Source organism: Cellulomonas sp. 73-92, assembly GCF_001898175.1.
GTDB lineage: Bacteria > Actinomycetota > Actinomycetes > Actinomycetales > Cellulomonadaceae > Cellulomonas.
Map to the genome: position 1 here is coordinate 1 of NZ_MKTH01000013.1, position 26986 is coordinate 26986.

Genomic DNA, 26986 nt, shown 5'->3' on the forward strand with positions numbered 1-26986 from the left:
GAACCCGCCGCCACCTGACCCGACGCCACCGACAACCCCTCCGCCGCCGACGCCACCCGACCAGCCGTCGACACGACGGCCAGGAGCGCGGATCGCAGGGATGCCTGCGCCGTGGCCAACGACGCGGCCATCGCGCCCACCTCGTCGCGCGAGTCGACGTCGAGCTCGGCCGTCAGGTCGCCGTTCGCCATCGCGTCGAGGGCCACGCGGACCGCGGTGACCTTGCGGAGCAGCGCCCGCACCACGGCGAACCCCAGCGCCAGGCAGACCAGGGCGGCCACGCCGAGCACCGTCCACATCAGCCGGGTGGACGACGCCACGTTCGCGTCAGCGGCGACGTCCAGGCTCTCGGCCCGCGCGGAGAGCGCGTCGGACTCCGCCGCCAGCGCGTCGTTGACGGCCTTCGCCGCGTCCAGGAGGGGGCCGGTGGCCGTCGCGGTGGACGCGGCGGCATCGCCCGCGACGCGCAGGTCGATGACCTTCTTGCCGACGCCCGACGTGTACGCCGTGGTCGTGGCCGTCAGCGCGTCGAACGTCGTGGCGGACGAGGCGTACTGCTCGTAGGCCGCGACCTCGGCGGTCAGGGCGTCGTACCGGCCGCTCAGCTCGGTGACCATCGCCGCCAGGGCGTCGCCGCTCAGGGCGGGGACCACCATCGTGCGGGCACGGACGGTGCCGAAGTCGCGGGAGATGGCGCCGAGCTTGGTCAGCGGGACGTTCGTGCTGTCGTACATGAGGGACTGGCCGGCCGCCATCTGACCCATCCGCTGGACGCTCAGGCCGGTGAGGCCGATCGCCGCCAGCAGCAGCGCGCCCAGGCACACGCCGACCTTCCACGCGACGGAGGCGTCCGTGGTGAGGCGCCTGCCCAGTGACCGGTGTGCTGCGACGGCGGACATGACGGCGGCGCTCCTCGATGGTCGGGCTAGAAGGTGAACGACGAGACCCGGACGCGCAGGTCGTTCGACACCTGCGCGAGGCCGTCGAGCGCCGTGTAGATCTCCTTGACGACGCCCGAGGCGGTCGCGGCGGACGTCGCGACGCCGGTGATGGTGCTGGCGATCTCCCCGGAGCCGGTGGCGGCCTCGGCCACGTTCCGCGACATCTCGGACGTGGTGACGGTCTGCTCCTCGACCGCCGAGGCGATCGTCATCTGGTAGTTGTTGATGTCGCCGACGATGGTGCCGATCTGCCCGATCGCCCCGACCGCCGTCCGGGTGTCGGCCTGGATGGCCGCGACGCGCCGGGCGATGTCCTCGGTCGCCTTGGCGGTCTCCCGTGCGAGGTCCTTGACCTCCCCTGCGACCACCGCGAAGCCCTTGCCCGCCTCGCCCGCGCGGGCGGCCTCGATGGTCGCGTTGAGGGCGAGGAGGTTCGTCTGCTCGGCGATCGAGGTGATGACCTTGACGACCGACCCGATCTGCTCCGACGACTCCCCGAGCCGGGCCACCTGCTCGTTCGTGGCGGCGGCGACGTCGGTCGCTTGGGCAGCCACGCGCGCGGCCTGGGCCGCGTTCTGGGCGATCTCCTGGATCGACGCGCCCATCTGCTCGGCACCCGCCGCGACCGTCTGCACGTTGCGGCTCACCTGCTCGGCCGCGGCTGCCACGACGCCGGCCTGCGCCGACGTCTCCTCCGAGCCCGCCGCGACCTGCGACGACGCGGTGGCGAGATGCTCCGCGGCCGTCGCCACCTCCATCGCGTCCTGCGAGACGCCGGCCAGCGTCGCGCGCAGCTGCTGCTGCGCCACCTCGAGCGAGGACGCCATCCGGCCGATCTCGTCGGCGCCGGTGACCCCGGACCGGACGGTGAAGTCGCCCTGGGCGAGAGCCTCGAGCGCCCGCCGGACACCGGAGACCGATCGCGTCGTGCGCGAGGCGGCCCACCAGGCCGCCCACAGGCCCAGGGCCAGCGCGACCGCGATGGCGCCGGCGCTGATGGCCATCGTCCGGACCGCGGTGGCCCTCGCGGCGGCGGCGACGGAGGTCGCGTACGCGTCGGCCTCCTTCGTCATCGCGTCGAGCTTGTCGACGAACGTCGACTTGAGCGGCTCGGTGACGGTGTTGAGGACCTGGGTGTACTGCGCCTTGTCGCCGTTGACGGCCGCCGGCTCCAGCTGGGTGTCGCGGGCGGACCGCCACTGCGCGTAGGCGTCCTGGAAGGCGGCCCAGCTCGTCGAGGAGCCGAGCGCGCCCGACGAGACCTGCGCGGCCGCCGCGGCCAGCTCGGCGTCGTTGGCCTTCTGCTGGTCGTACCAGCTCTGCTGCTGGGACGGGTCGACGGCCCCGATCTGGGCGGCGATCATCCGGGCCTTGATCTGGTCCTCGTGCACGGTGGCCAGCGGGTCCAGCACGGCCGTCTGCAGGTCGCGCAGGTGGCCGGTGCTGTCGGCGATGTGGAGCATCGACACGCCCGCGAACGCGCCGCCACCCAGGGCGAGCGCGGCGAGCAGGCCCACCGGGCCGAGGATCTTGGCCCGCAGCGACAGGTTCGCGAGGCGACCGGCACGCTCAGCGGTCGGCGTGGCGAAGGGCGTGGCGAGGGGCGTGGTGAGGGGCGTGGCAGCGGTCATGGTCTTCCTTCGCTGGGCTCAGGCCGCGGCCTGGTCGACGTCGAGGACGAGCAGCAGGCGGTCCGGCAGGCGGTGGGCGCCGCGGACGAGGGCACGCAGCGCCACCGGCAGCGTCTCGGGCGGCTCGGCGAAGCTCTCGGGGCCGACGGTGACGACCTCGCCGATGCGGTCGACGAGCAGGCTCACCGTCTCGGACCCGACCCGGACGACGACCATCATCGGCTCGTCGTCCTCCCGCGGCGGCAGCGCGAGCCGCTTGCGCAGGTCGACGGCGAGCACCACCTGGCCGCGAAGGTTGACCAGGCCGGCCACCGTCGGCGGGGCCAGCGGGGTCGGGGTGCGTGGCTGCGGCGGCAGCACCTCCTGCACGCCCGTCACGTCGATGCCGTACAGGCAGTCGGCCACCTGGAAGGTCACGAACTGGGTCATCGGCCGGCCCCGATCAGCTCGGGCGACCGCGCGACGCGGGGCGCCCTCTCGGTGGAGTAGAACGCCGGGTCGGCCGCGAGGATCGCCGCGCGGACGTCCAGCAGCTCGGTGACGTGCTCGCCCAGGACGGCGGAGCCGAGCAGGCCGGGGTCGCCGACGTCGGAGTGCTCCTCCGCGACGTCGTCGAGGATGTCGACGATCGACTCGACGACCAGGCCGACGCTGCGGCCGGCACCCGTGTGGACGACGACCTGCAGCGGGCCCTCGCCCTCGAGGTAGCCCGCGCCGAGGATCCGGTCGAGGCGCGCCAGCGGCAGGATCGAGCCGCGGTACTGCACCACCTCGCGCCCGCCGACGAGCTCGACGGACTCCCGCGGGATGGTCTCCAGCCGGGTGACCGAGCGCAGCGGCATCGCGACCCGCCGGCCGCCGCCGATGGAGGCGACCAGCACCTGCTCGACCTCGGCCGCGGCGGCGACCACGGCGGCGCGCTGTCGCAGGCCGTCCGACGCGGCGGCGGCCAGCGCCCGCCGCGCGAGCCCCTGGACGTCGAGGATGAGCGCGACGCGGCCGTCGCCGAGGACGGTGGCGCCGGCGTACACGCCGATCGCCTTCAGCCGCGGCGACAGCGCCTTGACGACGATCTCCTCGGTGTCGAGGACGTGGTCGACGAGCAGGCCGAAGCGGGTCTCGTCGGACTGGACCACGGCGATCACACCGGGTTCGGCAGCGGTCGCGCCGACGCCCAGCACCTCGGACAGCGACACGAGCGGCAGCAGCTCGCCGCGCAGCCGGTACACCGGCGCGGAGTGGACGTACTCGACCGCGTTGCGCTCGTCGAGCGCCACGAGCTCGAGGAGGTTCGCCTGCGGCACCGCGTACCGCTCGGCGCCGCACGCCACGGTGAGCGCCGGCATGATCGCCAGCGTCAGCGGGATGCGCAGCCGCCAGACCGTGCCGGCACCCACGGTCGACTCGATGTCCACCGAGCCGCCGATCGCCTCGATCTTGGTCCGCACCACGTCCATGCCGACCCCGCGGCCGGAGACGTTCGTCACCTGCTCCGCGGTGGAGAAGCCGGGCAGGAAGAGCAGCTGCAGGAGATCGGCGGCCGCCATGGCCTCGACCTGCTGCTCCGTGCGCACCCCCTTGCGGACGGCCGAGGCGGCGACCGTGGCCGGGTCGATGCCGCGCCCGTCGTCGGCCACCTCGATCGTCACGAGGCCGCCCGCGTGGTACGCCCGCAGCGACAGCACGCCCTTGGCCGGCTTGCCGGCGGCGACGCGCTCGTCGGGCGGCTCGATGCCGTGGTCCACCGCGTTGCGGACGAGGTGCGTCAGCGGGTCCTTCACCGCCTCCAGCAGGCCGCGGTCGAGCTCGGTCTCGCCGCCCGCCAGCTCGAGGGACACCTCGCGGTGGCAGGTCGCGGCCAGGTCCCGCACCATCCGGGGCATCTTCGACCACAGGTGCTCGATGGGCTGCATGCGCGTCTTCATGACGCCCTCCTGCAGCTCGCTGGCGATGACGTCGAGCCGCTGGCCCGCGCGGGCCAGCTCGTCGGCGCCGTTGCCGGACAGCCGCAGGATCTGGTTGCGCGCCAGGACGAGCTCGCCGACCTGACGCATGAGCGCGTCGAGCAGGTCGACGTCGACGCGGATCGACGTCTCGGCGACGGCCCGGATGCCGTCGTCGCGGTCGGCGAACGGCTCGGCGGGGGCCGCGGTGACCGGGGCCGGCGCGGACGGGGCGGCCTCGACGGCCTCCGGCGCGGGCGCGGGTGACGGGATCACCGGCCCCGCCCCGGCGGGCGCGGGGACGGACGGCGCGGGCTCGTCGGCCAGGGGCAGCACCGGCTCGTCGGCCAGCAGGCCCTCGACGCGGGCGACGGCCTCGGCGATGTCGACGTCCCCCTCGCCGCCGGTCGCCTCGATGGCGCGCAGCAGGTCACGGATGCGGTCGACGACGGCCAGCAGCACGTCGGTCGTCGGGCCGTCCATCGCGCGCCTGCCGTCGCGCAGCTCCGCCAGGAGGTTCTCGCCGGCGTGCGCCAGGCGTTCCAGACGATCGAACGCGAGGAAGCCGCTCGTGCCCTTGATCGTGTGGATCGTGCGGAACACGCTGCTCAGCAGCCCGCGGTCGCCCGGCGCGCCCTCGAGCGCGACGAGGTCGCGGTCGAGCTGGTCGAGGTTCTCGTCACTCTCGACGAGGAACTCGCGGACGATGTCGTCGACGTCCTCCATGCGGGCCCTCCCGGCGCGGCCACACCTCGTGGCTCCTCGCCGGGCCTATCGGCCGGGCCCGCTGCTCCCTGAGAACTCGATCGGGTGGCCCGCTAGCCCGCGGCCGGCTCGTCGTCCGGGGCCGGTGGCGCGAGCAGGCCGCGCAGCGCGGTCGCCACTCCCTCGTCGGCGGCCGCGGCCGCGGCGTTCTCCGACCGCACGGCGTCGAGGACCTCCGCGCGATGGATCCGGACCGAGCGGGGGGCGTCGATGCCCAGCCGCACGCCGTCGCCGCGCACCTCGATGACGGTGAGCACGATGTCGCCGGCGATGACCAGCTGCTCCCCGACGCGACGACTGAGCACGAGCATGGTCCGGACAGTACAACGCCCACGGGCTCCGGCGCCGCGGCCGCCGCGCGTCAGCGACGGTCGGTGAGGGCGGCGTCCACGCTCTGGCCGAGCACCGACGCCCACAGGGCCCGCGACGCGGGGATGCCGTCGGCCCACGCCACCGGGACGCCGAGGCCCAGCACCGTGCCCGGGTCGCTCGTCTCGAGCAGCCCGGTGACCGCCAGGGCGTCCGGGCGCCGGGCGGTGCCCACCTCCTCGAGCCACCGCGCCGTGTCCGCGGCCTTGGTGCGGGCGTCGACGACGGCCCACACGCCGTCCGCCTGCGCCGCGGCGACGAGGCCGGCGGCCTGGCGGCGGCCGGTGTCGTCGTCGGCCACGCCGACGAGCAGCACCCACGGGTGCTGCGCCTGACCCGTGCGCACCCGCCACCGGACGACACCCGCGGTCGAGGTCAGCCCCTCGGTGCCGGTCGCCACCACGGCCTCGTCGGGCAGGTCCCACCGCAGCCGCAGCAGCGCCGCGACGGCGGCCGTCGCCTCGGACGGCCCGACGACGACGAGCACCTGCCCCGGCCCACGGGGTGCCGGCGGCGGCTCGGGGATCCGCCGGAGCACCTCGGAGACGCCGTCGGCGCCCTCGAGCAGCTCGGACGGCACGCCGGCGGCGACCAGGGCGACGACCGACCGTCCCCAGGAGACGCCCCCGGGGACGGGCAGCGCGGCCACCACGCGGGTGGCGGTGATCGGCGCCGGCCCGGCCGGCGCGGGGTCGGCGGCCGGCGGCTCGGGCCAGTCGTCCGGCCGGGGGACCTCGTCGCCCGCCAGCGCGCGGACCCCGTCGAGCACCGCCGCGAACCGTGCCCCGGCGGTCGACACCTGCGGCGCCGACGGCGTCACGACGACCCCGGCCTCGGCACGGTCGGCCGCGTCGAGCAGCGCCTCCAGGCTGTCCGGCCCGGCCGGCACCGCGGGCGAGGACGGCGACGACGGCCGCCGGGGGCGGTCGGGCACCTCGACGGTCAGCTCGTAGCGCTCGCGCGAGAAGAACCCGGCCACACCGCCGTGGCGCACCCGCTCGGCACGGACGATCGTCGCGCGCGGCCCGAGCTCCTCGCGCACGCGCGCCATGAGCTCGGGCAGGTCCTCACCCTCGAGCAGCAACAGCTCGGGCACCGCCGATCACCCCCGTCGTCACGACCGTGACACCCGCATCCGCGATCTCGGTGTACGAGAGCACCGGCAGCCTCGGCAGGCCGAGCGCGACGAGCCGGCGCAGGGCCGGCCGGATGGCCGGGGCGCACACCAGCACCACCGTGTGGCCGTCCTGCTCGGCGCGCGTGACGCCCTCGCGCAGGTCCCCCAGCAGCCGGTCGACGGCCGTCGGGTCGAGGGCCAAGTGCGTGCCGTGCTCCCGGGACCGCAGCGACTCGGCCGCCTGCTGCTCGAGCATCGGGTCGAGCGTCAGCACGCGCACCTGGCCGTCCTGCACGTGCGGGGCGAGCAGCGCCGGCCCCAGCGCCGCGCGCGCGGACTCGACCAGGCCCTCGGCGTCGGTGGACACGCGGGCGCGCAGCGACAGCGCCTCGTAGATCCGCGACAGGTCGCGGATCGCCACGCCCTCTGCGAGCAGCCCCTGCAGCACGCGCTGCACCTCGCCGAGCGACAGCAGCGACGGCACCAGCTCCTCGACCACCGACGGGTTGGCCCGCTTGACCGACTCCGTCAGCACCCGCACGTCCTCGCGGCCGAGGAGCCGGCCGGCGTGCTGCGCGACGAGCTCGCCGAGGTGCGTCACGACGACGGAGACGCGGTCGACCACCGTGGCACCGGCCATCTCGGCGGCGTGCCGCAGCTCGGCGGGCACCCACCGGCCCGGCAGCCCGAACACCGGCTCGGTGACGGGCGTGCCCGGGAGGCCGGACAGGTCGTCGCCGAGCGCGAGCACCTGCCCGCGCGGCGCCTGGCCGCGGCCGACCTCGACGCCGGCGATCCGCACCACGTACGTCGCCCGCGGCAGGTCGACCGAGTCCCGCGTCCGCACCGGCGGCACGACGATCCCGAGCTCCATCGCGGTCTTGCGCCGCAGCGAGCGCACGCGGCCCAGCAGGTCCTCCTCCGGCCCGGTGCCGACGAGGTCCACGAGGTCCGGCGCGAGGAGGATCTCCAGCGTCGGGACACGCATCTGCTCGATCAGCTGGTCCGGGGTGTCCGGCGCCGGCTCGGGTGCGGCCGTCGCCGTCGTGCGCGCCTGCGCCTCCTCGACCTTGTGCCGGGCGGCCACCCGCTGCGCGATCAGCAGCAGCACCGCGCCGACCAGGATGAACGGCAGCTTCGGCATGCCGGGCAGCAGGGCCAGGCCGATGACGCCGCACCCGGCGATCCGCAGCGCGGTCACCGACTGCGTCAGCTGGCGCGCCGCGGAGCTGCCCATGTCGCCCTCGGCGCTGGCGCGGGTGACGACGATGCCCGTCGACACCGACAGCAGCAGGGCCGGGATCTGGGTGACGAGCCCGTCACCGACCGACAGGAGGCTGAAGCGCTGCAGCGACTCCCCCGCCGTCATCTTCATCTGGACCATGCCGATGATGAAGCCACCGGCCAGGTTGATGACGGTGATGATGATGCCGGCGATGGCGTCGCCCTTGACGAACTTCGAGCCGCCGTCCATCGCGCCGTAGAAGTCGGCCTCCGCCGCGACGTCCTGGCGCCGGCGGCGCGCCGTGTCCTCGTCGATGAGGCCGGAGTTGAGGTCGGCGTCGATCGCCATCTGCTTGCCGGGCATCGCGTCGAGCGTGAACCGGGCGCCCACCTCGGCGACGCGGCCGGCGCCGTTGGTGATGACCACGAACTGGATCACCACGAGGATGAGGAAGATCACCAGGCCGATGACGAGCGAGCCGCCGACGACGAAGTGGCCGAAGGCGTCGATGACGTGCCCCGCGAAGCCGTCCCGCAGCACCAGCCGGGTCGAGGCGACGTTGAGCCCGAGCCGGAACAGCGTGAAGACGAGGATGAGCGAGGGGAACACCGAGAAGTCCAGCGGCCGGCGCACGTACATGCTGGTCAGCAGGATGACGAGCGACGCCGTGATGTTCACCGCGATGAGCAGGTCGAGCAGGGCCGCGGGCAGCGGCACGACGAGCAGCAGGACGATGCCGACGACGCCGACCGGCACCGCCATCGCGGAGATGTCCTTGTTCCTCACGGGGTCTCCTCTGCGGCCGTGGTGCGGACCGGGCGGCGGGCGCGGGCGGCGGCTCGGGCGGACGCCCGGCCGGCCGCGCGGTGGTCGGTGGTGTCGCCCACCGGCAGCGTCGAGCCGCCGGGGACGCGGTGCTGGCCGGCGGCGGCGCCCCGGCGACGCAGCGCCATGACGAACGCGAGCACGCGCGCCACGGCGGTGAAGAGGTACTCGGGGATCTCGCTGCCCACCTCGCACGCCGCGTGCAGCGCGCGGGCGAGCGGGACGTCCTCCACCAGCGGCACGTGGTGCTCCGACGCGCGCGCGCGGATGCGGGCCGCCAGCTCGCCGGAGCCCTTCGCCACGACGCGCGGCGCGCCCCGGCCCGGCTCGTAGCGCAGCGCCACCGCGACGTGCGTCGGGTTGACGAGCACCACGTCGGCCTCGGCGACCGCCGCCATCATCCGGTTGCGGGAGAGCTGCTGCTGGCGGCCGCGGATCGCGGCCTTGACGTGCGGGTCGCCCTCGGATCGCTTGTGCTCGTCCTTGACCTCGCGCAGCGTCATGCGCGTCTGCTTGCGGTTGCGCCGCAGCACCACGGCGAGGTCGACCAGGGCGAGCAGCACGCCCGCGACGATCCCCGAGCGGAGCAGGCTCGTCGTGCCCCCGGCCGCCGCGGACAGCACGCCGGACAGCGGCAGCCGGCCCGAGGCCATGAGGGTCGGCGCCAGCGCCTGCACGGTGGCGTACATCACCAGGCCCACCGCCGCGGACTTCAGCAGCACCTTCGCCGCCTGCCACCAGGCCTGCGCCCCGACCAGCCGCCGGATGCCCGTGAGCGGGCTGAACTGCTGCGGCTGCGGCTTGAACGAGCGCAGGTGGACCCCGCCCTGGGCCACCGCGACGGCGACGACCGCCACGACCGTGACGGCGAACATCGGCAGCATCGCGGACAGCACGCCCTGCAGGGCGTCGAACAGGACGCGGACCGCGGCGGCGGGGTCGGGCTCCCGGGCGACGCCCGCGAGCCCGGTGAGGGAGGCGCCAGCGGTCTCCCGGGCGCGCGCCGCGACGACCGGCAGCATGAGGGCGGCGGCGCCGAGCCCCACCCAGGCCTGCAGGTCCTGCGACCGTCCGAGGCGCCCCTGCCGGCGCACCTCCTTGAGGTGGCGGTCGGACGCCTTGAAGCTCCGCTCCTGGGCGTCGCTCACGGCATCACCGCCTGCATCGCGTGCGTCGCGTCGCGCACCAGGCCGGAGACGACGCCGGGCAGCGTGAGGACGGCCATCCCGCCGAGGGAGATGGTGAGCAGCACCTTGAGCGGGAAGCCCATCGCGAACGCGTTGAGCGCGGGGGCCACCCGGGTGAGCAGGCCGAGGCCCACGTCGGCGAGGAAGAGCACGACGAGCAGCGGGCCGGCGATCTGCAACGCGGCGACAACCATGCCCGTCAGGCCCTGGGTCGCCGTGTGCGCGAGGGCCGCCGCGTCCGGCGCCGTGCCGAGCGGGAGCACGTCGAACGAGCGGACCAGGCCCGCCAGCACCACCTGGTGGCCGCCGGACACCACGAGCAGCGCCAGCGCGAGCCACTGGTAGAGGCGGGAGAACGTCGCGCCGTTGGTCAGCGAGAGCGGGTCGAACGCGGTGGCCATCTGGAACCCGCCGAAGAGGTCGACCAGCCCGCCGGCCGACTCCACGGCCGCGAAAACGAGCGCGACGAGGAACCCCAGGGCCGCGCCGACGACGGCCTGCAGCACCAGGTCCAGGACGAACGCAGCGGTGCCGGTGGGCGCGGCCGCGCCCAGCCGCGGCTGGACCGCCAGCGCCAGGCCCACCGCCAGCAGCGCCTTGACCTGGCCCGGCACCGCCTTGTGCGAGAAGGGCGGCGCGAGGAGGAGGAAGGCCGCGATGCGGACGCCGGCGAGCATCGTCGTCGCCACCGCGCCGAGCGGCAGCGTCACCGAGATCGGGCCCACGGTCAGCCCCCGACGAGCGCGGGGATCCGCGCGTACAGGTCCGTGGTGAAGGAGACGAGCACGCTGATCATCCAGTGCCCGCACACGACGAGCGCGATGGCGGCGGCGATCGCCTTGGGCACGAAGCTCAGCGTCACCTCCTGGATCTGCGTCACCGACTGGACCAGGGAGACGACGAAGCCGACGACCAGCGCGGTGACGAGCACGGGCGCGGCGAGCTTGGCGGCGACGAGCAACGCCTGGACCGCGACGTCGAGGACGGCGTTGGTGTCCATCAGCCGGCCCCGGTGTACGAGCCGATGAGCGACGTGATGACCAGGCCCCAGCCGTCCACCAGGACGAACAGCAGGATCTTGAACGGCAGGGACACCATGACGGGCGGCAGCATCATCATGCCCATCGCCATGAGGCTCGACGAGACGACGATGTCGACGACGAGGAACGGCACGAAGATGACGAACCCCATGACGAACGCCGAGCGCAGCTCGCTCAGCACGAACGCCGGCACCAGCGTGACGAACGGGGTGTCGGCCGGGGTGGCGGGGTTCGCCTTGTCGCCGGCGCGCGTGATGAGGGCGATGTCCTGCTCGCGCGTGTGCTTGAGCATGAAGCTCTCGAGGGGCGCCTTGCCGGCGTCCACCGCCTGGCTGAACGTCACGTGCCCGTCGAGGTAGGGCTGCACCGCGTCGTTCTTGACGTCCGTGAGCACGGGCGCCATGACGAACAGGGACAGGAACAGCGCCAGGCCCGCGAGCACCTGGTTCGGCGGCACGGACTGCAGGCCGAGGGCGTTCCGGGTGAGGGACAGGACGACGAAGATCTTCGTGAAGCTCGTCGTCATGATGAGCACGGCCGGGGCCACCGAGAGCAGGGTGACGGCCAGCAGCACGACGATCGACGAGCTCGGCGTGCCGTTGACGCCGTTGATGCTCACGGTGACGTCGCCGGGCGCCGGGGTGGCCGGCGGCGTCGGGGTCGCCGGCGAGGTGGGGGCGGTCACGGCCGCGGACCGCGCCCCCGTCGTCCCGGCGCCGGTGGCGACGCTCGTCGTGCCGGAGCCGGTGGCGACGCTCGTCGTGCCGGAGCCGGTCGCGACGCTCGTCGTGCCCGCGGCGACGACGGCGGCGGCGGACGGCGGCACCGACGCGCCGGCGCTGCCCGCGCCGAGCACGAGCCAGGCGCCCGTCAGCGCGAGGGCCAGCAGGCCGAGGCGGACCCGCCGCCCCGTGGTGGTCGAGGCGGTGCTCACCGCACGCTCACCTCCGGACCGTCCGGTCCTGCCAGGCGCGGACGGTGGCGTGCCAGGTCTGCGGGGACAGCACGGAGCCGGCGAGGAGGCCGGGGCGGCGGTTGAGGGGCAGCCCGGCAGGGACCTCGAGGCCCGCCTCCGGCCGGGGGGCCGGCCGAGGGGCCGGCCGGGTGGGGGCGCCCGTGTGCGCGGGGGGCGCCGGCGGGGTGGCCGACATCGGCTGCGGCAGCGTGGGGACCGGCCGCAGCTCGGTGATGAGCTGGACGCCGGCGTCGGCGAAGCCCACCAGCAGCCGGCGGTCGCCGGCGGCGACCACCGCGACGCCGGCGTGCTTGGACAGCGAGTGCCGGTCGAGCACGCGCACCTCGGCCTCGCGCGAGGCGTCGGCGTGGCCGCGACCGAGGCGGCGGGCGAGGTACCAGACGAGCGCGACGACGACCGCGAGCGAGACGAGCACCCGCAGCACGACGACGACACCGTCCATCAGGCCTCGCCCTCCTGGCCGGAGACGATCTGCGTGATCCGCACGCCGTAGTCCTCGTCGACCACGACGACCTCGCCCCGGGCGATGAGCCGGCCGTTGACGAGGATGTCGGCGGGCGAGCTCGCCGCGCGGTCCAGCTCGAGCACGGCGCCGGGCGCCAGGTCCAGCACGTCGCGCAGCGGCAGGCGGGTGCGCCCGAGCTCGACCGTGAGGGTCATCTCGACGTCGTAGAGCACGCGCATGTTCGTCCGCTGCGTCGGCACCCGGCCGCCGGCCTGGGCCGGCACGTGGGTCTGGGTGACGCGGACGCCGAACCAGGCGAGCGTCTCGCCGTCGGCCTGCAACGCGTACACGGTGGTGTCGCCCTGCAGCGCGGTGCCGGCCGACTCGGTCCGCACGGCGTCGAGCGTGCCGAGCCCGTCGGCGGCCGCCTCGAGGGCGGGCCGCAGCGCGTCGGCCACCGCCACCGGTGTCCCGGCGGCCACCCCGGCCGCGGTGAGGTCGGCCACGACGGTCTCCGCGACCAGCACGAACGTCGCTCCCGGGCTGCCGGCGCAGGTGGCGACGACCGCGAGCGCCTCGGGCGCGGGCCGCTCGTCGGCCGCAGCCGGCACGGCGGTCAGCGGCGCCGCGGCGGGCAGGTGGGCCGCGACCACCTCCGCGAGCGCCTGCGCATCCACGGTGAGTGACAGGGCGGAGCGGGTCATGACTGGGCCTCCTCGACGGCGACGACCTGGCACACGAGACGCGAGCCGTGGGTGGCCGCGGAGGCGTGCGCGAGCGGGACACCGTCGACGACGACGTCGACGGGCTGCGACGTGGGGTGCGCCAGCGGCAGCACGTCGCCGACGGCCAGCTGGACCACCTGGCGGGGCCGCACGGTCATCGGCGCGAACCGCACGGTGACGTCGAGCGGCACCTCGGCGACGGCCGCCTCGAGCTCGCGGCGGGCGGCGGCCAGCGCCATCCGCTCCTGGGTGCCGAGCTGCGCGGCGCCCGACTGGTCGCGCAGCGACTGCAGCAGCGTCTCCGCCGGGAGCATGAGCGTCGCGGTGTCCGTGCGCTCGCCGGCGTGCAGCGAGAAGGTCGCGACGACGACGCCGTCGCCGGCACCCGCCGCCTGGACGAACTGCGGACTGTACTGCACCGACTTGACCGCGAGGGTCGCGGGCAGCAGCGGGTGGAAGGCGTAGTGCAGGTCGTCGAGCGCGATCTGCAGCAGGTCCTTGACGACCGTGAACTCGATCTCGGTCAGCTCGCGGCCCTCGCGGTCGTCGCCGAGGCCGGTGCCGCCGAACAGGTAGTCGACCCAGACGAGCATGGTGGCGACCGGCATCTGCACCAGGGCGGTCTGCCGCTCCATGTGGCACAGCACGATGCCGGTCGGCTGGGGCAGCGAGGCGATGTAGTCCTCGTAGGTCATGAGGGCGAGCGCGTCGAAGGTCACCGAGCACGTGGCGCGCAGCCGGGCCGCCAGCTGGGTGCCCCACATCCGCGCGAAGCGCTGGCTGACGATCTCGAGCTGGCGCGCGTGGTCGCGCGCGAGCGTCAGGGGTCGCCGGAAGTCGTAGAGCTCGGGTTCCGACGCGCGCCGCCGCCAGGACGAGGGTGCGACGGCAGGCGCGCTCTGGACGGTCACGCGCGACCCATCGGCGGGCCGCGCCCGGTCCTGAGCGAAATCAAGGGGTGCAGTGTGCTACTGCGTCACGTAGTCGGTCAGGTAGACGTCCATCACCTCCGGGCCGTAGGCCTGCTGGAGCTGCTGCAGCAGCTGCGACTTGAGCTGGTCCCGCGTCGCCGGCGCGGAGACCTCGTCGACGGACCTGCCGCTGTACAGGGCGATCGCCAGGTCGAGCGCCCGCGAGGTGTTCGGCGACGTCTTCACGGCATCGCTCAGCTGGATCGCCAGCCCGAGCCGCAGGTAGTGCCCTCCGGCGAGGTTGACGCTGACGGCGTCGACGGCCACCACCTGCCCCGCGACGGGCGTGGGCGTCGGCTTCGGTTCCGGCGCGGCCGCGGCGCCGGCGTGGCCCGGGCCGAGCAGGAAGTACCAGCCCGCGCCGGCGGCGACCAGGACGGCCAGCACGGCGACGATCAGGACGAGCCTGCGCCGCGGCTTCTTGCCCGGCTTCTCGCCCGCCGGTGGCGCCTCGGTGCTCCGCTCGGCGGCGGGCGCCGCCGCGGCCGGACGCGCCCCGATCTTCTGCCCGATCACCCGTTGCTCGACCATGGCTCCCCCCTCCTCACTTGCCCTGGTCCGTGCCGACGATGCCCGGCACCAGCGCGCGGACCTGGTCCGAGGCCGCCGAGAGGACGACGACGTCGACCCGCCGGTTCATGGTCAGCGCCTGGTCGCCCGTCGCGTCGGCCACCGGCCGCGCATCGCCGAAGCCGACTGCGTCGACCCGGTTCGCCGGCAGCCCGTTCGTCTCGACGAAGTGGCGGAGCACCTGCGTGGCGCGGTCGGCGGACAGCTCCCAGTTCGTCGGGTAGCGCCCGCTGACCGGCAGCACGTTGGCGTGACCCTCGACGGAGATCTCGTCGGGCAGGGCGGTGATCGCCGGCGCGATGGCGTCGAGCACCCGCAGCGCCGTCGCGGTCAGCTGCGCGGAGGCGGGGGCGAAGAAGACGTCGTCGGCCACCAGCCCGATGACCAGCCCGCGGTCGGTGATCCGCATCTGGACGGCCGAGCCGAGCCCGGCGGCGTCCAGCTGCTGCTGGATCTGCTGCTGCACACCCTCGAGCCGCGTGGCCTCCTGGCGTGCCGCCGACAGCACCCCCGCGTCGACCGACGGCTGCGTGCCTGCGGCGACCCCCAGCCCGACGTTCGCCGTGACCGGGTCGAACGCCTGGGACGGGGTGGTCGTCTGCTTCTCGTCCTGCGCGACGTTCTGGCTCGAGGTGAGCACGCCGTCGGAGCCGGTGAGGACCGCCTGGTGGCCGAAGCTGGCCGCCAGCGAGGCGCGCAGCGCCTGGAACTTCTGCATGTCGACCTGGCCCATCGCGTACAGCACGATGAACAGCCCCATCATCACGGTGAGCATGTCGGAGTAGCTGACCATCCAGCGCTCGTGGTTGCCGTGCTCCTCCTCCTCCACGTGCTTGCGCCGGCGTCGCGCGGCCATCAGGCGGCCGCCTTCTTCGCGTCGCGCTTTCCGTCGCGGGCGTCGTCGGCCGGCAGCAGGCTGCGCAGCCGCTCGCCGACCAGCCGCGGGTTGGCCCCGGCCTGGACCGCCAGCAGGCCCTCGAGCGCCAGCTCCATCTGGGCGCACTCGAGGTCGGACAGCCGCCGGATCCGGGTGGCCAACGGGAGCCAGACGACGTTCGCCGAGAGCAGGCCCCACAGGGTCGCGACGAACGCCGCCGCGATGTTCTCGCCGAGCGCCGCCGGCTCGCTGAGGTTCTCCAGGACGTGCACCAGCGAGATGACGGTGCCGATGATGCCGACCGTCGGGGCGTAGCCGCCCATGTCCGCGAAGTACTTCGCCGCGACCCTGTCCTGCGTGCGCTTGGAGCCGATCCGGTCCTCGAGGATCTCGCGGAGGTCCTCAGGGTCGGTGCCGTCGATCGCCGACTGCAGCCCGTTGCGCAGGAACGGGTCCTCGATGCTGCGGGTGGCGTCCTCGAGGGCGAGCAGGCCCTCGCGGCGCGCCTTGTCCGCCAGCTTGACGAGGGTGTCGATGACGACGTCGGGCTGGGGCAGCCGGCCGCGCAGCGCGCGCGGCACCGCCGCGAAGGCGCCCTTGGCGTCCTTGAGCGTGTGGCCGGCGAGGCCGACCGCCAGCGTGGTCACCCACACCAGCAGCAGCGGGCCGGGCAGGAACACCGCCGTCGGCGAGGTCCCCTCGATGATCATGACGACGAAGATGACGACGAACGCGACCACCAGGCCGATGGGTCCCGCGAAGTCCATCAGCGGACCCTCCTCAGCTGGCCGCTGGCGGCGGTCGGGGGGTCCTCGGGGTCCGGGTCGTCGTCGCCCTCGACCGGGTCGAGGCCCGGGATGGCGTGCACCGCGTCGGCCGACATGGTCTGCAGGTCGCGCGAGCGGGCCAGGATGCGCGCCCGGTGCTCGTTGACCCGGGCGATCACCTCGTCCATCGACTCCGCGACGATGAGCTTGGTGCCGTCGATGAGGGTGAGGATCGTGTCGGGGGCACTCTCGACACGCTGGATCAGGTCGGGGTTGACCCCGAACATCCCCCCGTTGAGGCGCGACACGACGATCACGGCGGCACCATCCCTGGTCCGTGCGGTTGGGCGGCGGTGCCGCCCGGGGCCCATCCGTGAGCCCTTCGACTCCTCTGATCGGCCGGTACGGCCCGGCGCTGAGGGGTTCGCGCCGCCCGCTACGCGCCGGACGGGCGGTATGCCCAGTGCCACGACTCCCGGGGCACGTCGGCGACGAACCCGAACCGGCGCGCGTTCGCCGTCATCCAGGCCTGCGCGGTCGGGTCGAGCCTGAGGTCGGCGGCCATGCCCCAGCCGTGCTCGCTCGTGCCGGGCTCGGCGGCCAGGCCGCCCTGCGAGTACAGGCCCTTGCTCTTGGCGAGCGCGACCTGCTCGTCGTACGGCCGGTAGCCCTCGGTGACGCCGACCGTCACACCGTCGGCCTTGGCCGCGGCGATGAGGTCCGTCAGGGCCTGGGCGGCCGGCTGCCACATCCGGGACCCGGTGGTGCCGACCGGGGCGAGCGCCGCGGCCGGGATGTGCCCGTTGCCGTAGGCGGCCAGCGTCGCCGGGACGCCCGCGGCGTTGAGCAGCCCGGCGCTCGCCGTGCCGGCGGCCCCCACGGTCGCCGACGCGGCGCCCGACGAGCCCGACAGGCCGAGCGCGGCCAGGAGGGCGGCGGTGCCGCCCGTGACCGAGCCGCCCGAGCCGGACAGGCCCAGCGCGGACAGGTCCGCCAGCCCGGTGCCCGACGAGCCCGACAGGCCCAGGCTGCCCAGGCCGCCGAGGAGCGACGACGTCGCGTCGGTGCTCGTCGTGCCGCCCGCGCCCGCGGCGAGCGCTTGGGCGAGCGCGGCCGCGAAGCCGGCTCCCGAGGCGGACGCCGCGGGCGACGAGGAGGAGGACGTGGCCGACGAGGACGACGTGGCCGCGGCCGGGTCGGCCACCAGCGACTGGATCTGCGCGATGCGCAGGCCGATGGAGGAGATCGCGTCGATGCTCACCGCTTGAGGTCGACCAGCTCCTGGAGCACCTGGTCGGACGTCGTGATGACGCGCGCGTTCGCCTGGAAGCCGCGCTGGGCGACGATGAGGTTGGTGAACTCGCTCGACAGGTCGACGTTGCTCATCTCGAGCGAGCCGCCCGCGAGCGTGCCGCGCCCGCCGCTGCCGGGGGTGCCGAGCTGGATGGTGCCGGAGTTGACGGTGGTGGTGAACAGGGAGCCGCCGGCCTTCTCCAACCCGGCCGGGTTGGTGAAGTTGGCCATCGCGAGGCGCCCGATCACCTGCTTGAGGCCGTTGCTGAACGCGCCGGTGATGGTGCCGTCCTGGCCGAGCTGGAACGACTGCAGCGTGCCCGCCGCGTGGCCGTCCTGCGTCAGGCCCTTGACGGTGTCCACGCCCGAGAAGCCGGTCAGCGTCGACAGGTCCACCGCGATGCCGCCGACCGTGAGGGTGCCGGGCGAGGTCAGCGCGCCGGTCGCCGGGTCGAAGTCGACCTCGCCCGCGACCGCCGGCGCCGCCGGCGCCGGGTTGTAGGTGACGGTGGCCGTCGTCGTGCCGTCGGCCGCGACCAGCGAGCCGGCCAGCGTCCAGGGGTCGCCGGTGGCGGCGCCCTTGGTGAACGTCAGGTTGAGCGTGCTCGCCTCGCCGGTCGCGTTGTAGACGGTGAGCGAGCGCGTGATCGCCGTGCCCGGCGCGGCGCCGGAGTCCAGGTTCCCCTGGAACGTGGCCGTCCCGGTGGCCTGCGCGGCCATCAGCGTGCCCGCGGGGACCTTGAGGTCGGTGAGCGGCGCCGTGGTGTCGATGACGCCGTTCACGGCGGCCCAGCCCTGGACCAGGGCCCCGTCGCCCGGGAGCACCATCTGCCCGGTGGCGTCGAAGTCGAAGGAGCCGTCGCGCGTGTAGTACGTCTCCGCGCCCTTGCGCACCGCGAAGAAGCCGTCGCCCTGGATCATCATGTCGGTGCTGCGGCCGGTCAGCTGGCTGGCGCCCTGCGTGAAGTTCGTCGTGATGCCGGCGACGCGCACGCCCAGGCCGACCTGCGCGGGGTTCGTGCCGCCCTGGCCGTTCTGGGCGCCGCCCGCGTTGCTGAGGACCTGGCTGAGGGTGTCCTGGAACTGGATCTGCGACGACTTGAAGCCGGTGGTGTTGACGTTCGCGATGTTGTTGCCGGTGACGTCGAGCATCGTCTGGTGGCTGCGCAGGCCGCTGATGCCGGAGAAGAGCGAGCGGAGCATGGGGGTTTCCCTTCCTGGGGTGGGGGGTCAGTCGGCCGGGGCGAGGGTCTGGACGGCGTCGAGCGCCACGTCGGTGGTGCCGACCTTGAGCAGCGGGACGCTGCCGGAGTAGTCGACGGAGGCGACGACGCCGGACTGGGTCTTGCCGTCGGCGTCCGCCCAGGTGACCTGGCGTCCGACGAAGGTGGCGGCCGTCTCGCGCATCTGCAGCGCGAACGACTCGCGCGCGGTGGTGATCTGCTCCTCGAGGCTCTGCATCTGGGCGAGCTGCGTCGTCTGCGTGAGGATCGTCGTCGAGTCCGTGGGGCTCGACGGGTCCTGGTTGTCGAGCTGCGCGATGAGCAGCTTGAGGAAGCCCTGGTTGTCGAGCTGGGTCTTGTCGGTCGGGGCACCCAGCGCGGCGGCCGTGCCCGACGTGGCCGCGGTGCGGTCCGACGTCAGGTACGAGACGGGGATGGACATGTCCGTGCTCATGCGCGCCTCCTTCAGGCGATCACGTCGAGGCCGGACCGGCGCGCCGGCCGGTCGGGGGTGGGTCCGGTCGCCGGGCGGGCGGTCGGTCGGTCCGGTGTGCCGGGCAGGGCCGACGACGACCGCGCGCCGCCGTCACCCGCGGGCGAGCCCGACCCCTGCTGCGGGCCGTCCTGGCCGGCACCCGAGCCGCCCAGCCCCACCTGGACGTTGAGGCCGGCGTCCGCCAGGTCGCGGCGCAGGTCGCCGAGCGCGCCGCGCAGGGCGTCGCGGGACGCGTCGCTCGCGCCGACCAGGTCGACCCGGACGGCGTCCGCCGTGATGTGCGCGACCACCCGCACGGGTCCCAGGTGCTCGGGGTCGAGCGGGACGGAGAGCACGTGTCGGCCCGCCGCGAGGCCGGTGAGCGAGCGCAGGCGCGCGCCGAGCTGGTCGGCGATCGGCACGGACGGCGCGGGGGCGCCCGGGCCGGTCGGAGCGCTCGCCGGGGCCGGCGCGCCGGCACGGTCGGTCGGCACGACGAACCCGGGGACGGCCGTCGCCGCGCCGGCGACCGGGGCCGGCCCGGCGGGCGTGCCGCCCTCCGCGGCCGGGGTCCGGCCGGTGGCCGGGGTGGACCCGCCGCTCGCGCCAGCACCGACGGCAGCGGGGCCCGACGACGAAGGCTGGGCGGTGGCGTCGGCGGCGGCGCGTGCGCCGGTCACCGGGCCCGCAACGGCCGCAGCACCGGCGAGGCCGCCCTGGGAGCCGGCCGCGGCCGGCCCGGGCGCGCCCGTGCTGACACCCGCGTGCTGGACCGCCGGCGCCAGGGCACCGCCCGCCCCGCCGGCGTGCTCGGTGCCGGCCGTGACGCCGGCCCGGGGGTCGACGGTCGGCACGCCGGTGGCGGTCGGCTCGAGGGCCGAGCCGGACCCGGCGACCGCGGTGGCGCCGGGGTTGCTCGCGCCGACCGCCGTCACCGCGCCGGCGGCCGGTGTCGACGTCCCCGCCGCACCGAGCGCGAGCGCCGCCCGCGCCGCGTCGCCCGCGACCTGCGCGGCCGCCTCGCCGGGCGTGCCGGGGCCCGCCACGCCGTTCGGCACGCCGTTCGGCACGCCGTTCGTCGCGCCGTTCGCTGCGGCGCTCGTCGCCGTGGCGTCGCCGCGCTCGGCCGAGCGGGTCGAACCTGCACCGGAGTCGTCCCGTCGCGCCGCCGCCGCACGGTCCGTGCCGGGCTCGTCGGCACGCGCGGCCCGGGCCGCCTGCCGGCGGTCCGCCCGGTCGGCGTGCGCGGCGCGGTCCCGGTCCAGGCGGTCGGCACGGGCCCGGTCGCTGCGGTCCTGCGCGGTGCGGTCGGCGCCCGCGGCACGCCCCGTCCGGTCCTGGCGCGCGTCGTCGGCGCGGGCGGCACGGTCCGCCCGGTCGGCCTGCGCCGACCGGTCGTCGGCCCGCTGCCCCGCGCCGGTCCGCGCCGCCTCGTCGGGCAGCACGGCCCGGTCCAGCTGCCGCCGGAACGCCTGGTCGAAGGCGTCGCCGGTACCCGTCGCCGCCTCCGGTCGAGGCTGCGCCGAGGCCGGCGCCGTCAGCACCGCGGTCACCGCGCTCATCGCGTCGCCTCCCGGCTCGTCGCGCTCATCGCTCCTCCTCGCGCCGGCGCCCGGCGACCTCGTCGAGCACCACCTGCTCGGCCCGCAGCTCCTCGACGCGCACCCGTTCCTCGTGGTGCTCCTCGAGCAGCTCGACGGCCCGCTCGTCCTGCCGCGCGTGGGACCAGTGCTCGCGCCGCTCGGCCGCCACGCCACGGGCCTCCCGCAGGCGGTCGGTGTCCTCGACGAGCAGCGACGACAGGCTCAACCTGCTCGCCGCGGCGGCGAGGAAGGTCGCACCGTCGGCCGACCCGGGCAGCGTCGAGCCCGCCAGGCGCTCGGCGGTCGTCCGCGCCCTGTCCCTGGCCCTGGCCACGTCGCGCTCGGCGGCACCGAGCGCGACGGCCGCCTCGTCCTCCCGCAGCGCGCGCAGCCGCAGCAGGCCGCCGAGCCCGAACACGTTCATCGCGGGACCCCCTCGTCGAGGGTCCGCACCAGCTCGGCGAGCCGGGTCCACGACTCGTCGGCCGGCGCCTGCTCGTCCATCCCCTGGCGCAGGAAGGCCTCGATCGCGCCCGCGTGCGCGAGCGCCGTGTCCACGAGCGGGTTCGAGCCGGCGACGTACGCGCCGACGTCGACGAGGTCCGCCACCTCCGCGCGCGCCGCCAGGACCGATCGCAGCCGCTGCGCGCAGGCCGCCTGCTCCCGCGTGACGACACGCCCCGCCACCCGGCTGATCGACCCGAGCACGTCGACGGACGGGAAGTGGCCCGCCACCGCGAGCCGCCGCTGCAGCACCACGTGGCCGTCGAGGATCGAGCGCGCCGCGTCGGCGATCGGCTCGTTGTGGTCGTCCCCGTCGACCAGGACCGTGTACAGCCCCGTCACGGAGCCGGTGGGCCCGGTGCCGGCGCGCTCGAGCAGCCGCGCGAGCAGGGCGAACGTGCTCGGCGGGTAGCCGCGGGTCGCCGGCGGCTCGCCCACCGAGAGCCCCACCTCGCGCTGCGCCATCGCGACGCGGGTGAGGGAGTCCATCATCAGCACCGCGTGGCGGCCCTCGTCCCGGAGGTGCTCGGCGATGCGGGTGGCGACGAAGGCCGACCGCAGCCGCACCAGCGGCGGGGCGTCCGACGTGGCGACGACGATCACGGAGCGCGCGAGGCCCTCCGGCCCGAGGTCGTCCTCGAGGAACTCGCGCACCTCCCGGCCACGCTCGCCGACCAGCGCGATGACGGAGACCTCCGCCTGCGTGCCCCGCGCGATCATCGACAGCAGCGACGACTTGCCGACGCCCGACCCAGCGAACAGCCCCAGCCGCTGGCCCCGGCCGACCGTGACGAGCGTGTCCAGCGCCCGCACCCCGAGGTCGAGCGGCGTGTCGACGCGCGCCCGCTCGAGGGGATGGGGGGCGCGGTTCTCGACCTCGACCCAGGCCTGCGCGCGCACCGGGCCCTTGCCGTCGATGGGTCGTCCGAGGCCGTCGAGCACCCGTCCCAGCAGGCCCGGACCGACCGGCACCCGCAGCGCATCTCCGACCGGGCGCACCGGCATCCCGGCGCGCAGGCCCTCGGCGGGGCCCAGCGGCATGCAGCGCGCGGCGCCGGCCGACGTGGCGACGACCTCGCCCCGCACGCCGTCGCCGATCTCCACCACGGCGCCGATCGGCAGGTCGAGCCCAGCCACCTCGACCGACAGGCCGACGGCCGACCGCACCGTTCCGACGCGCTGCGGGCGTGCGGCGGCCAGCACCGCGTCCCACGCCGCGGCGCCGTGCCCGGCCTCAAGCGTGGTGGTCACGAGGCGCCGTCCAGCGCGGCGCGCGCGCGGCGCAGCGCCTCGTCGATCCGGCCGTCGAGCCAGCCCTCGTCGTGCGTCGCGAGCGCCTCGCCGCGGCCCAGCGACGGGTCGGCGACGAGCGCCACGCCGGCCGGCACCGCGCCGAGGTCGGCCAGCAGCGCGAGGTCCCGCGGGTTGAGGCGCACGGTGACCTCGTCGGCCATCTGCCCGGCGGCGCGCACGCGGGCCAGCGCCGCGGCCGACGCGGTCGCCTCGTCCGCCAGCTCCACCCCGAGCACCGTTGCCGCCAGGGAGATCGCGGCACCGTGGAGCGCCGCCTCGGCCTCGGCCAGCAGCGGGACGTCCCGCGCCTGCGCCGCACGCGCCGCGGCGCCGAGCACGGCGAGCGCCGCCTCGAGCTGCTCGCCGGCGAGGCGGGCCGCCTGCTCCCGCTCGTGCGCAGCCCGGCGCCGGGCCGTCTCGGCGGCGCGCGCCGCCGCTCGGGCACCCGCCGCGAAGCCGGCGGCGAAGCCGGCCGCCCGCGCCGACTCCGGGTCGGAGCCGATCGGCAGCACGTCGGCGCGCATGGCCCCCGCCGCCGTCAGCAGCGGGGGGAACTGCGCCGGGGCGATGTCGGCCTCACGCAACGTACTCGTCCTCGCCGTCGCGGCGGATGGTGATCTGGCCGGACTCCTCGAGCCGGCGGATCACCTGGACGATCGACGCGCGGGCGTCCTCGACCTGCGACAGCCGCACCGGACCGAGCAGGTCGATCTCCTCGGTCAGGTTCTCCCGCGCCCGTTCGGAGACGTTGCGCATGACGACGTCGCGGACGGCGTCGGACGACCCCTTGAGCGCCAGCGCGAGCACCGAGGTCTCCACCTGCCGCAGCACCAGCTGCATCGCCCGGTCCTCGAGCAGCACGACGTCGGCGAACACGAACATCCGGCTGCGGATCTCCTCGGCGAGCTCCTCGTCGCGCTCGGCGAGGCCCTCGAGGATGGCCTTCTCGGTCGCCGGGTCCGCCCGGTTGATGATCTCGACCAGGGGCTGCACCCCGCCCACGTTGGCCAGCTCGCGCGGTGCGAGCACGGCGGACGCCTTGCGCTGCAGGCTCTCGGCCACCACCTGGACCAGGTCCGGCGAGGCGCGTTCCATGAGGGCGATGCGGTGCGCGATCGCCGCCTGGTCCTCCGGGGGCAGGCCCGCCAGCACCATCGAGGCGTGCTCGGGGCGGAGGTGGGCCAGGACGAGCGCCACGGTCTGCGGGTGCTCGCCGGAGAGCAGGGAGACGATCTGGCGGGCGTCCACCTGCTGCAGGAAGTCGAAGGGCTGGCCCGCGAGGACGGCCTCGAGCCGGCCCATCATCTCGGCCGCCCGCTCCTCGCCGAGCGAGGCGACGAGCAGCTTCTCGGCGAGCGCCGAGCCGCCGCCGATGCCCACGCCCAGCGTGTGCGCGGACCAGAACTCGTCGACCACCTCGTCGGCCAGCGCCTGGTCGACGTGCTCGAGCCGCACGATCTCGGCCGTGAGCTCCTCGATCTCGTACTCGTCGAGCCGCTGGAGCACGCGCGCGGCCCGGTCCCGCCCCAGCTGGAGCAGGAGCAGGGCGGCCTTCTGCGCTCCGGTGAGGACCGCGTTGCTCATCGCCGGCTGCCCCCGCTCGGCGCGGACATCCAGAGCCGGAGCAGCTCGGCGATCTCGGTGGGCTGCTCGTCGGCCATCGCCTCGATCTCCCGGCGCCGCGCGAGCAGCGGGTTGTCCTCGGGCTGGGGCCCGGGTGCGGCCGGCAGGCCGGGCAGGCCGTCGAGACCCTCGAGCAGCGGCCGCTCCTCGGCACGAGCGCCGAGCTCGCCGAGGTCCAGCGCCTCGCGGCGGACCCGGCGCGACCGGCGGCCGCCGAGGACGAGCAGGACGATGACCAGCAGCAGGGCGGCGCCGCCGATCCCGGCCTTCATGAGCAGGGCGTTCCGGTCGGCCGTCTTGCGCTGCGCGTCCGCGTCGGCCAGCGCCTGCTGCGCCTGGTCCTGGCGCGCGGTGTCGAACGCCATCCGCTGCACCGAGAGCGTGTCGCCGCGGGTGGCGTCGATGCCGGCGGCCGCGGAGATCGCGGACGTCAGCGCCGTCATGTCGAGGTTCTTCGCCGCGGTCGCGTCGACCGCCACCGAGACGGACTGCCGCGTGAGGCCGCCCGGGCCCGACGTGACCACCTGGGTCTGCTTGTCGATCGAGTTCGTCACGTCCGCGCTGGTCGAGCTGTAGGCGCCGTTCCCGGAGCCCCCGTTCGGCACGGCGATGTTGTCCGGCCCGAGCACCCCCGTCGCCGAGGAGCCGCTGCCCGTGTACTGCTCGGACTTCGTGGACGAGGCGAGCGGCGGCGTGCTCGGCGTCGGGGCCGAGTACTTCTCCGTCGTCGTCTGGCTCGAGTCCTGGTTGAGCTGGGCGGTCACCGTCACCGCGGACTTGCCGGGGCCGACGAGCGGGTCGAGCAGGTTCTGCACGGCCTGCCGGACCTTCGACTCGTAGTCGGTGGCCTGCTGCGAGGCGAGTGCCCCGCCGGCGGTGCCGGTGCCGACGGCCGACAGCACCTGCCCGGAGGCGTCGACGACCGCGACGTCCGTCGTCTTCATCTTCGGGATCCCGGCGGAGACCAGGTGGACGATCGCCTGCACCTGGTCGGTGGTCAGCGTCACGCCCGGCCGCGTGCGGACGAACACCGACGCCGTCGGGTCGGCCTGCTGGCTGACGAAGACGCTGTCCTGCGGGAGCGCCAGCTTGACCGTGGCGGCCTCGACGCCGTCGATCGACTCGACGGTCTTGCCGAGCTCCCCCTCGGTGGCGCGCTGGTAGGCGGTCTGCTGCTGGAAGTCCGAGGCCGTCACCGGCAGCTTGTCCAGCAGCGAGTACCCGGCGCCGCCGCTATTCGCCGGCAGGCCGGCCGCCGCCATGGCGATGCGCTCGGAGTAGAGGTTCGCCTGCGGCACGAGGATCGTCCCGCCGCCGTCGGCGAGCTGGTAGGTGACGCCGTCCTTCGTCAGCTGGTCGACGATCGCGCTGGCGTCGGCGCCCGCGAGGCCGGAGAACAGCGGGCTCATCGTCGGCCGGCCGAGCCAGCCCGCGAGCGCGACGGCGCCGACGACGACCGCGGCCACGGCGACGACGAGGAAGGACCGCTGGACGAGGGAGAACTGGCGGACCGCGGCGGTGAGGCGGTCGAGCGCGGTACGCACCTGGGGGGGCATCAGGCCTGCATCCTCATGATCTCGTCGAACGCGCTGACGGCCTGGTTGCGGACGGCGGCGGTCAGCTCGATCGCCAGCGACGCCTGCGCCGCGGCGATGGTGTAGGTGTGGACGTCGTCGAGCTGCCCGGTGACGGCCTGGACGGCGAGGCCGTCCGCGGTCGACTGCATCTGCTGCAGCTGGTCGACCCCGGACAGGACGTTGGCGAAGCCGCTGCCCGACGAGGGCGCGGTGGCCTGCGTCGGCAGGGACGGCAGGGCGGGGACGGTGCCGGTGACGCCGGCGACGGCGGCGATGCTCACAGGTTCTGCCCGATCTTGAGGGCCGCCTCGTAGGCGTCCTTCGCCCGGTCGACGACGGCGGCGTTCGCCTGGTACCCGCGCTGCGCCATGATCAGCTGGACCATCTGGCTGGACATGTCGATGTCGGGGTAGCGCACGTTGCCCTGCGCGTCGGCCAGGGGGTTGCCGGGCTCGTAGACGACGCGGCCCGCGGCGTTGCCGGACGTCACCGCGCCGGCCACCTGCACGCCGCCGCCCGGCATCTCGCTCGCCACGACGTAGCGCGCCTCGAAGGCGGCCTGCGACGTCGGCCGCGCCGTGCTGATGTTCGCCAGGTTGTCGCTGACCGCGTCGAGCCACTTCCGGTCGACCGTCAGCCCGCTGCCCGCGATGCCGAGCGCTCCGAAGGTGGTCATCAGACGGTCCTCATCGCCGCGCGGATGCCGGAGAGCTGGGCCGAGACCGCCTGCGTCGCCAGCTGGTAGCGCAGGTTCGTGTCGACGTTGGACAGCGTCTCGGTGTCGAGGTTGACGTTGTTGCCGTCGGCACGCGTGGGTTCCAGCGACCGCGACACGGTCGCGGTGGCCGACCCGCTGCCGTGGGCGACCGCCTGCGTCAGGGCGTCCTCGAACTGGACGCGCTGCGCGTGGTAGCCGGGGGTCTGGAGGTTGGCCACGTTGTTCGCGATCACGCGCTGACGTTCCGCGAGGCCGTCCAGGGCGCTGCTGAGCGCCACCATGGACACGGAGTCGAAGACGCCCAAGGGGCACGCTCCTACCGA

The 26986-nt window shown here is 75.1% G+C and carries 30 protein-coding genes; all 30 read right to left on the minus strand.

What is annotated here, in order from left to right; all coding sequences use genetic code 11:
* Window positions 1–899: methyl-accepting chemotaxis protein (locus BGO37_RS06655; RefSeq protein ID WP_291753309.1), on the minus strand; the 899-nt coding region annotated here is incomplete at its 3' end.
* A gap of 26 nt (window positions 900–925) precedes the next feature.
* On the minus strand, window positions 926–2572 hold the full coding sequence (locus BGO37_RS06660; RefSeq protein WP_291753310.1) for a methyl-accepting chemotaxis protein: 1647 nt from the start codon (window positions 2570–2572) through the stop codon (window positions 926–928).
* Window positions 2573–2590: 18 nt separating this feature from the next.
* Window positions 2591–3001, minus strand: a complete 411-nt coding sequence (locus BGO37_RS06665; protein ID WP_291753311.1) for a chemotaxis protein CheW — start codon at window positions 2999–3001, stop codon at window positions 2591–2593.
* Window positions 2998–5241 carry a chemotaxis protein CheA gene (locus BGO37_RS06670; protein WP_291753312.1) on the minus strand — a complete coding sequence of 748 codons (2244 nt, stop codon included), beginning with the start codon at window positions 5239–5241 and terminating at the stop codon, window positions 2998–3000. Before BGO37_RS06670 ends, BGO37_RS06665 begins: the two co-directional genes overlap by 4 nt.
* A gap of 92 nt (window positions 5242–5333) precedes the next feature.
* Window positions 5334–5591, minus strand: a complete 258-nt coding sequence (csrA, locus tag BGO37_RS06675) for a carbon storage regulator CsrA (RefSeq protein WP_291753314.1) — start codon at window positions 5589–5591, stop codon at window positions 5334–5336.
* Window positions 5592–5641: 50 nt separating this feature from the next.
* Window positions 5642–6745, minus strand: coding sequence for a hypothetical protein (locus BGO37_RS06680; RefSeq protein WP_291753315.1), 1104 nt, complete (start codon window positions 6743–6745; stop codon window positions 5642–5644).
* On the minus strand, window positions 6717–8777 hold the full coding sequence (locus tag BGO37_RS06685; RefSeq protein WP_291753316.1) for a flagellar biosynthesis protein FlhA: 2061 nt from the start codon (window positions 8775–8777) through the stop codon (window positions 6717–6719). Before BGO37_RS06685 ends, BGO37_RS06680 begins: the two co-directional genes overlap by 29 nt.
* The gene (locus BGO37_RS06690; protein ID WP_291753317.1) at window positions 8774–9964 is read right to left on the minus strand and encodes an EscU/YscU/HrcU family type III secretion system export apparatus switch protein; all 1191 of its coding nucleotides are present in this window, start codon (window positions 9962–9964) and stop codon (window positions 8774–8776) included. The genes BGO37_RS06685 and BGO37_RS06690 overlap by 4 nt, the downstream gene beginning before the upstream one ends.
* Window positions 9961–10719: a flagellar biosynthetic protein FliR gene (locus BGO37_RS06695; RefSeq protein WP_291754546.1), complete on the minus strand. Its 759-nt coding sequence runs from the start codon at window positions 10717–10719 to the stop codon at window positions 9961–9963. Before BGO37_RS06695 ends, BGO37_RS06690 begins: the two co-directional genes overlap by 4 nt.
* Before the next feature lie 11 nt (window positions 10720–10730).
* Entirely contained in the window at window positions 10731–11003 is a 273-nt protein-coding gene (gene fliQ / locus BGO37_RS06700) for a flagellar biosynthesis protein FliQ (protein WP_291753319.1), read from the minus strand.
* Window positions 11003–11977 (minus strand): flagellar type III secretion system pore protein FliP, encoded by a 975-nt coding sequence (gene fliP, locus BGO37_RS06705; protein WP_291753321.1) that lies wholly within the window; start codon window positions 11975–11977, stop codon window positions 11003–11005. Before fliP ends, fliQ begins: the two co-directional genes overlap by 1 nt.
* Window positions 11978–11984: 7 nt before the next feature.
* The gene (locus BGO37_RS06710; RefSeq protein WP_291753323.1) at window positions 11985–12461 is read right to left on the minus strand and encodes a flagellar biosynthetic protein FliO; all 477 of its coding nucleotides are present in this window, start codon (window positions 12459–12461) and stop codon (window positions 11985–11987) included.
* A complete protein-coding gene (gene fliN / locus BGO37_RS06715; protein ID WP_291753325.1) occupies window positions 12461–13168 on the minus strand; it encodes a flagellar motor switch protein FliN in 708 nt (235 codons plus the stop codon). The genes BGO37_RS06710 and fliN overlap by 1 nt, the downstream gene beginning before the upstream one ends.
* The gene (locus tag BGO37_RS06720) at window positions 13165–14100 is read right to left on the minus strand and encodes a flagellar motor switch protein FliM (RefSeq protein ID WP_291753327.1); all 936 of its coding nucleotides are present in this window, start codon (window positions 14098–14100) and stop codon (window positions 13165–13167) included. The genes fliN and BGO37_RS06720 overlap by 4 nt, the downstream gene beginning before the upstream one ends.
* A 57-nt stretch (window positions 14101–14157) precedes the next feature.
* Window positions 14158–14691 (minus strand): flagellar basal body-associated FliL family protein, encoded by a 534-nt coding sequence (locus BGO37_RS06725; protein ID WP_291753329.1) that lies wholly within the window; start codon window positions 14689–14691, stop codon window positions 14158–14160.
* A gap of 13 nt (window positions 14692–14704) precedes the next feature.
* Window positions 14705–15586 (minus strand): flagellar motor protein MotB, encoded by an 882-nt coding sequence (locus tag BGO37_RS06730; protein ID WP_291753331.1) that lies wholly within the window; start codon window positions 15584–15586, stop codon window positions 14705–14707.
* On the minus strand, window positions 15586–16374 hold the full coding sequence (locus tag BGO37_RS06735; RefSeq protein ID WP_291753333.1) for a MotA/TolQ/ExbB proton channel family protein: 789 nt from the start codon (window positions 16372–16374) through the stop codon (window positions 15586–15588). Before BGO37_RS06735 ends, BGO37_RS06730 begins: the two co-directional genes overlap by 1 nt.
* The gene (locus BGO37_RS06740) at window positions 16374–16691 is read right to left on the minus strand and encodes a flagellar FlbD family protein (protein ID WP_291753334.1); all 318 of its coding nucleotides are present in this window, start codon (window positions 16689–16691) and stop codon (window positions 16374–16376) included. The genes BGO37_RS06735 and BGO37_RS06740 overlap by 1 nt, the downstream gene beginning before the upstream one ends.
* A gap of 119 nt (window positions 16692–16810) precedes the next feature.
* Window positions 16811–17635: a D-alanyl-D-alanine carboxypeptidase family protein gene (locus BGO37_RS06745; protein ID WP_291753335.1), complete on the minus strand. Its 825-nt coding sequence runs from the start codon at window positions 17633–17635 to the stop codon at window positions 16811–16813.
* Window positions 17632–18870 carry a flagellar hook protein FlgE gene (locus BGO37_RS06750; protein ID WP_291753338.1) on the minus strand — a complete coding sequence of 413 codons (1239 nt, stop codon included), beginning with the start codon at window positions 18868–18870 and terminating at the stop codon, window positions 17632–17634. The genes BGO37_RS06745 and BGO37_RS06750 overlap by 4 nt, the downstream gene beginning before the upstream one ends.
* A gap of 27 nt (window positions 18871–18897) precedes the next feature.
* Window positions 18898–19344 carry a flagellar hook capping FlgD N-terminal domain-containing protein gene (locus BGO37_RS06755; protein WP_291753340.1) on the minus strand — a complete coding sequence of 149 codons (447 nt, stop codon included), beginning with the start codon at window positions 19342–19344 and terminating at the stop codon, window positions 18898–18900.
* Between the two features lie 11 nt (window positions 19345–19355).
* Window positions 19356–20927 (minus strand): flagellar hook-length control protein FliK, encoded by a 1572-nt coding sequence (locus tag BGO37_RS06760; protein WP_291753343.1) that lies wholly within the window; start codon window positions 20925–20927, stop codon window positions 19356–19358.
* Window positions 20928–20952: 25 nt separating this feature from the next.
* Window positions 20953–21372, minus strand: coding sequence for a flagellar FliJ family protein (locus BGO37_RS06765; RefSeq protein WP_291753345.1), 420 nt, complete (start codon window positions 21370–21372; stop codon window positions 20953–20955).
* Entirely contained in the window at window positions 21369–22703 is a 1335-nt protein-coding gene (locus BGO37_RS06770) for a FliI/YscN family ATPase (RefSeq protein WP_291753347.1), read from the minus strand. Before BGO37_RS06770 ends, BGO37_RS06765 begins: the two co-directional genes overlap by 4 nt.
* Window positions 22700–23329, minus strand: a complete 630-nt coding sequence (locus BGO37_RS06775; protein WP_291753348.1) for a FliH/SctL family protein — start codon at window positions 23327–23329, stop codon at window positions 22700–22702. The genes BGO37_RS06770 and BGO37_RS06775 overlap by 4 nt, the downstream gene beginning before the upstream one ends.
* Window positions 23322–24329, minus strand: coding sequence for a flagellar motor switch protein FliG (gene fliG, locus BGO37_RS06780; protein WP_291753350.1), 1008 nt, complete (start codon window positions 24327–24329; stop codon window positions 23322–23324). Before fliG ends, BGO37_RS06775 begins: the two co-directional genes overlap by 8 nt.
* On the minus strand, window positions 24326–25924 hold the full coding sequence (gene fliF, locus BGO37_RS06785) for a flagellar basal-body MS-ring/collar protein FliF (protein ID WP_291753352.1): 1599 nt from the start codon (window positions 25922–25924) through the stop codon (window positions 24326–24328). The genes fliG and fliF overlap by 4 nt, the downstream gene beginning before the upstream one ends.
* A complete protein-coding gene (locus tag BGO37_RS06790; protein ID WP_291753355.1) occupies window positions 25924–26226 on the minus strand; it encodes a flagellar hook-basal body complex protein FliE in 303 nt (100 codons plus the stop codon). The genes fliF and BGO37_RS06790 overlap by 1 nt, the downstream gene beginning before the upstream one ends.
* Window positions 26223–26621: a flagellar basal body rod C-terminal domain-containing protein gene (locus BGO37_RS06795; protein WP_291753357.1), complete on the minus strand. Its 399-nt coding sequence runs from the start codon at window positions 26619–26621 to the stop codon at window positions 26223–26225. Before BGO37_RS06795 ends, BGO37_RS06790 begins: the two co-directional genes overlap by 4 nt.
* A complete protein-coding gene (locus tag BGO37_RS06800) occupies window positions 26621–26968 on the minus strand; it encodes a flagellar basal body protein (protein ID WP_291753358.1) in 348 nt (115 codons plus the stop codon). Before BGO37_RS06800 ends, BGO37_RS06795 begins: the two co-directional genes overlap by 1 nt.
* Window positions 26969–26986 lie beyond the last annotated feature (18 nt).

What these genes read in the sequence shown, in the direction of transcription:
- fliF (WP_291753352.1), bottom strand. Translation starts at nt 25,924, where the DNA reads ATGCCCCCCCAGGTGCGTACCGCGCTCGACCGCCTCACCGCCGCGGTC.
- BGO37_RS06755 (WP_291753340.1), bottom strand. Translation starts at nt 19,344, where the DNA reads ATGAGCACGGACATGTCCATCCCCGTCTCGTACCTGACGTCGGACCGC.
- fliG (WP_291753350.1), bottom strand. Translation starts at nt 24,329, where the DNA reads ATGAGCAACGCGGTCCTCACCGGAGCGCAGAAGGCCGCCCTGCTCCTG.
- fliN (WP_291753325.1), bottom strand. Translation starts at nt 13,168, where the DNA reads ATGACCCGCTCCGCCCTGTCACTCACCGTGGATGCGCAGGCGCTCGCG.
- BGO37_RS06765 (WP_291753345.1), bottom strand. Translation starts at nt 21,372, where the DNA reads ATGAACGTGTTCGGGCTCGGCGGCCTGCTGCGGCTGCGCGCGCTGCGG.
- BGO37_RS06725 (WP_291753329.1), bottom strand. Translation starts at nt 14,691, where the DNA reads ATGGTCGAGCAACGGGTGATCGGGCAGAAGATCGGGGCGCGTCCGGCC.
- BGO37_RS06735 (WP_291753333.1), bottom strand. Translation starts at nt 16,374, where the DNA reads ATGGACTTCGCGGGACCCATCGGCCTGGTGGTCGCGTTCGTCGTCATC.
- fliQ (WP_291753319.1), bottom strand. Translation starts at nt 11,003, where the DNA reads ATGGACACCAACGCCGTCCTCGACGTCGCGGTCCAGGCGTTGCTCGTC.
- BGO37_RS06660 (WP_291753310.1), bottom strand. Translation starts at nt 2,572, where the DNA reads ATGACCGCTGCCACGCCCCTCACCACGCCCCTCGCCACGCCCTTCGCC.
- BGO37_RS06750 (WP_291753338.1), bottom strand. Translation starts at nt 18,870, where the DNA reads ATGCTCCGCTCGCTCTTCTCCGGCATCAGCGGCCTGCGCAGCCACCAG.
- BGO37_RS06710 (WP_291753323.1), bottom strand. Translation starts at nt 12,461, where the DNA reads ATGGACGGTGTCGTCGTCGTGCTGCGGGTGCTCGTCTCGCTCGCGGTC.
- BGO37_RS06795 (WP_291753357.1), bottom strand. Translation starts at nt 26,621, where the DNA reads ATGACCACCTTCGGAGCGCTCGGCATCGCGGGCAGCGGGCTGACGGTC.
- BGO37_RS06760 (WP_291753343.1), bottom strand. Translation starts at nt 20,927, where the DNA reads ATGAGCGCGGTGACCGCGGTGCTGACGGCGCCGGCCTCGGCGCAGCCT.
- BGO37_RS06730 (WP_291753331.1), bottom strand. Translation starts at nt 15,586, where the DNA reads ATGGCCGCGCGACGCCGGCGCAAGCACGTGGAGGAGGAGGAGCACGGC.
- csrA (WP_291753314.1), bottom strand. Translation starts at nt 5,591, where the DNA reads ATGCTCGTGCTCAGTCGTCGCGTCGGGGAGCAGCTGGTCATCGCCGGC.
- BGO37_RS06670 (WP_291753312.1), bottom strand. Translation starts at nt 5,241, where the DNA reads ATGGAGGACGTCGACGACATCGTCCGCGAGTTCCTCGTCGAGAGTGAC.
- BGO37_RS06665 (WP_291753311.1), bottom strand. Translation starts at nt 3,001, where the DNA reads ATGACCCAGTTCGTGACCTTCCAGGTGGCCGACTGCCTGTACGGCATC.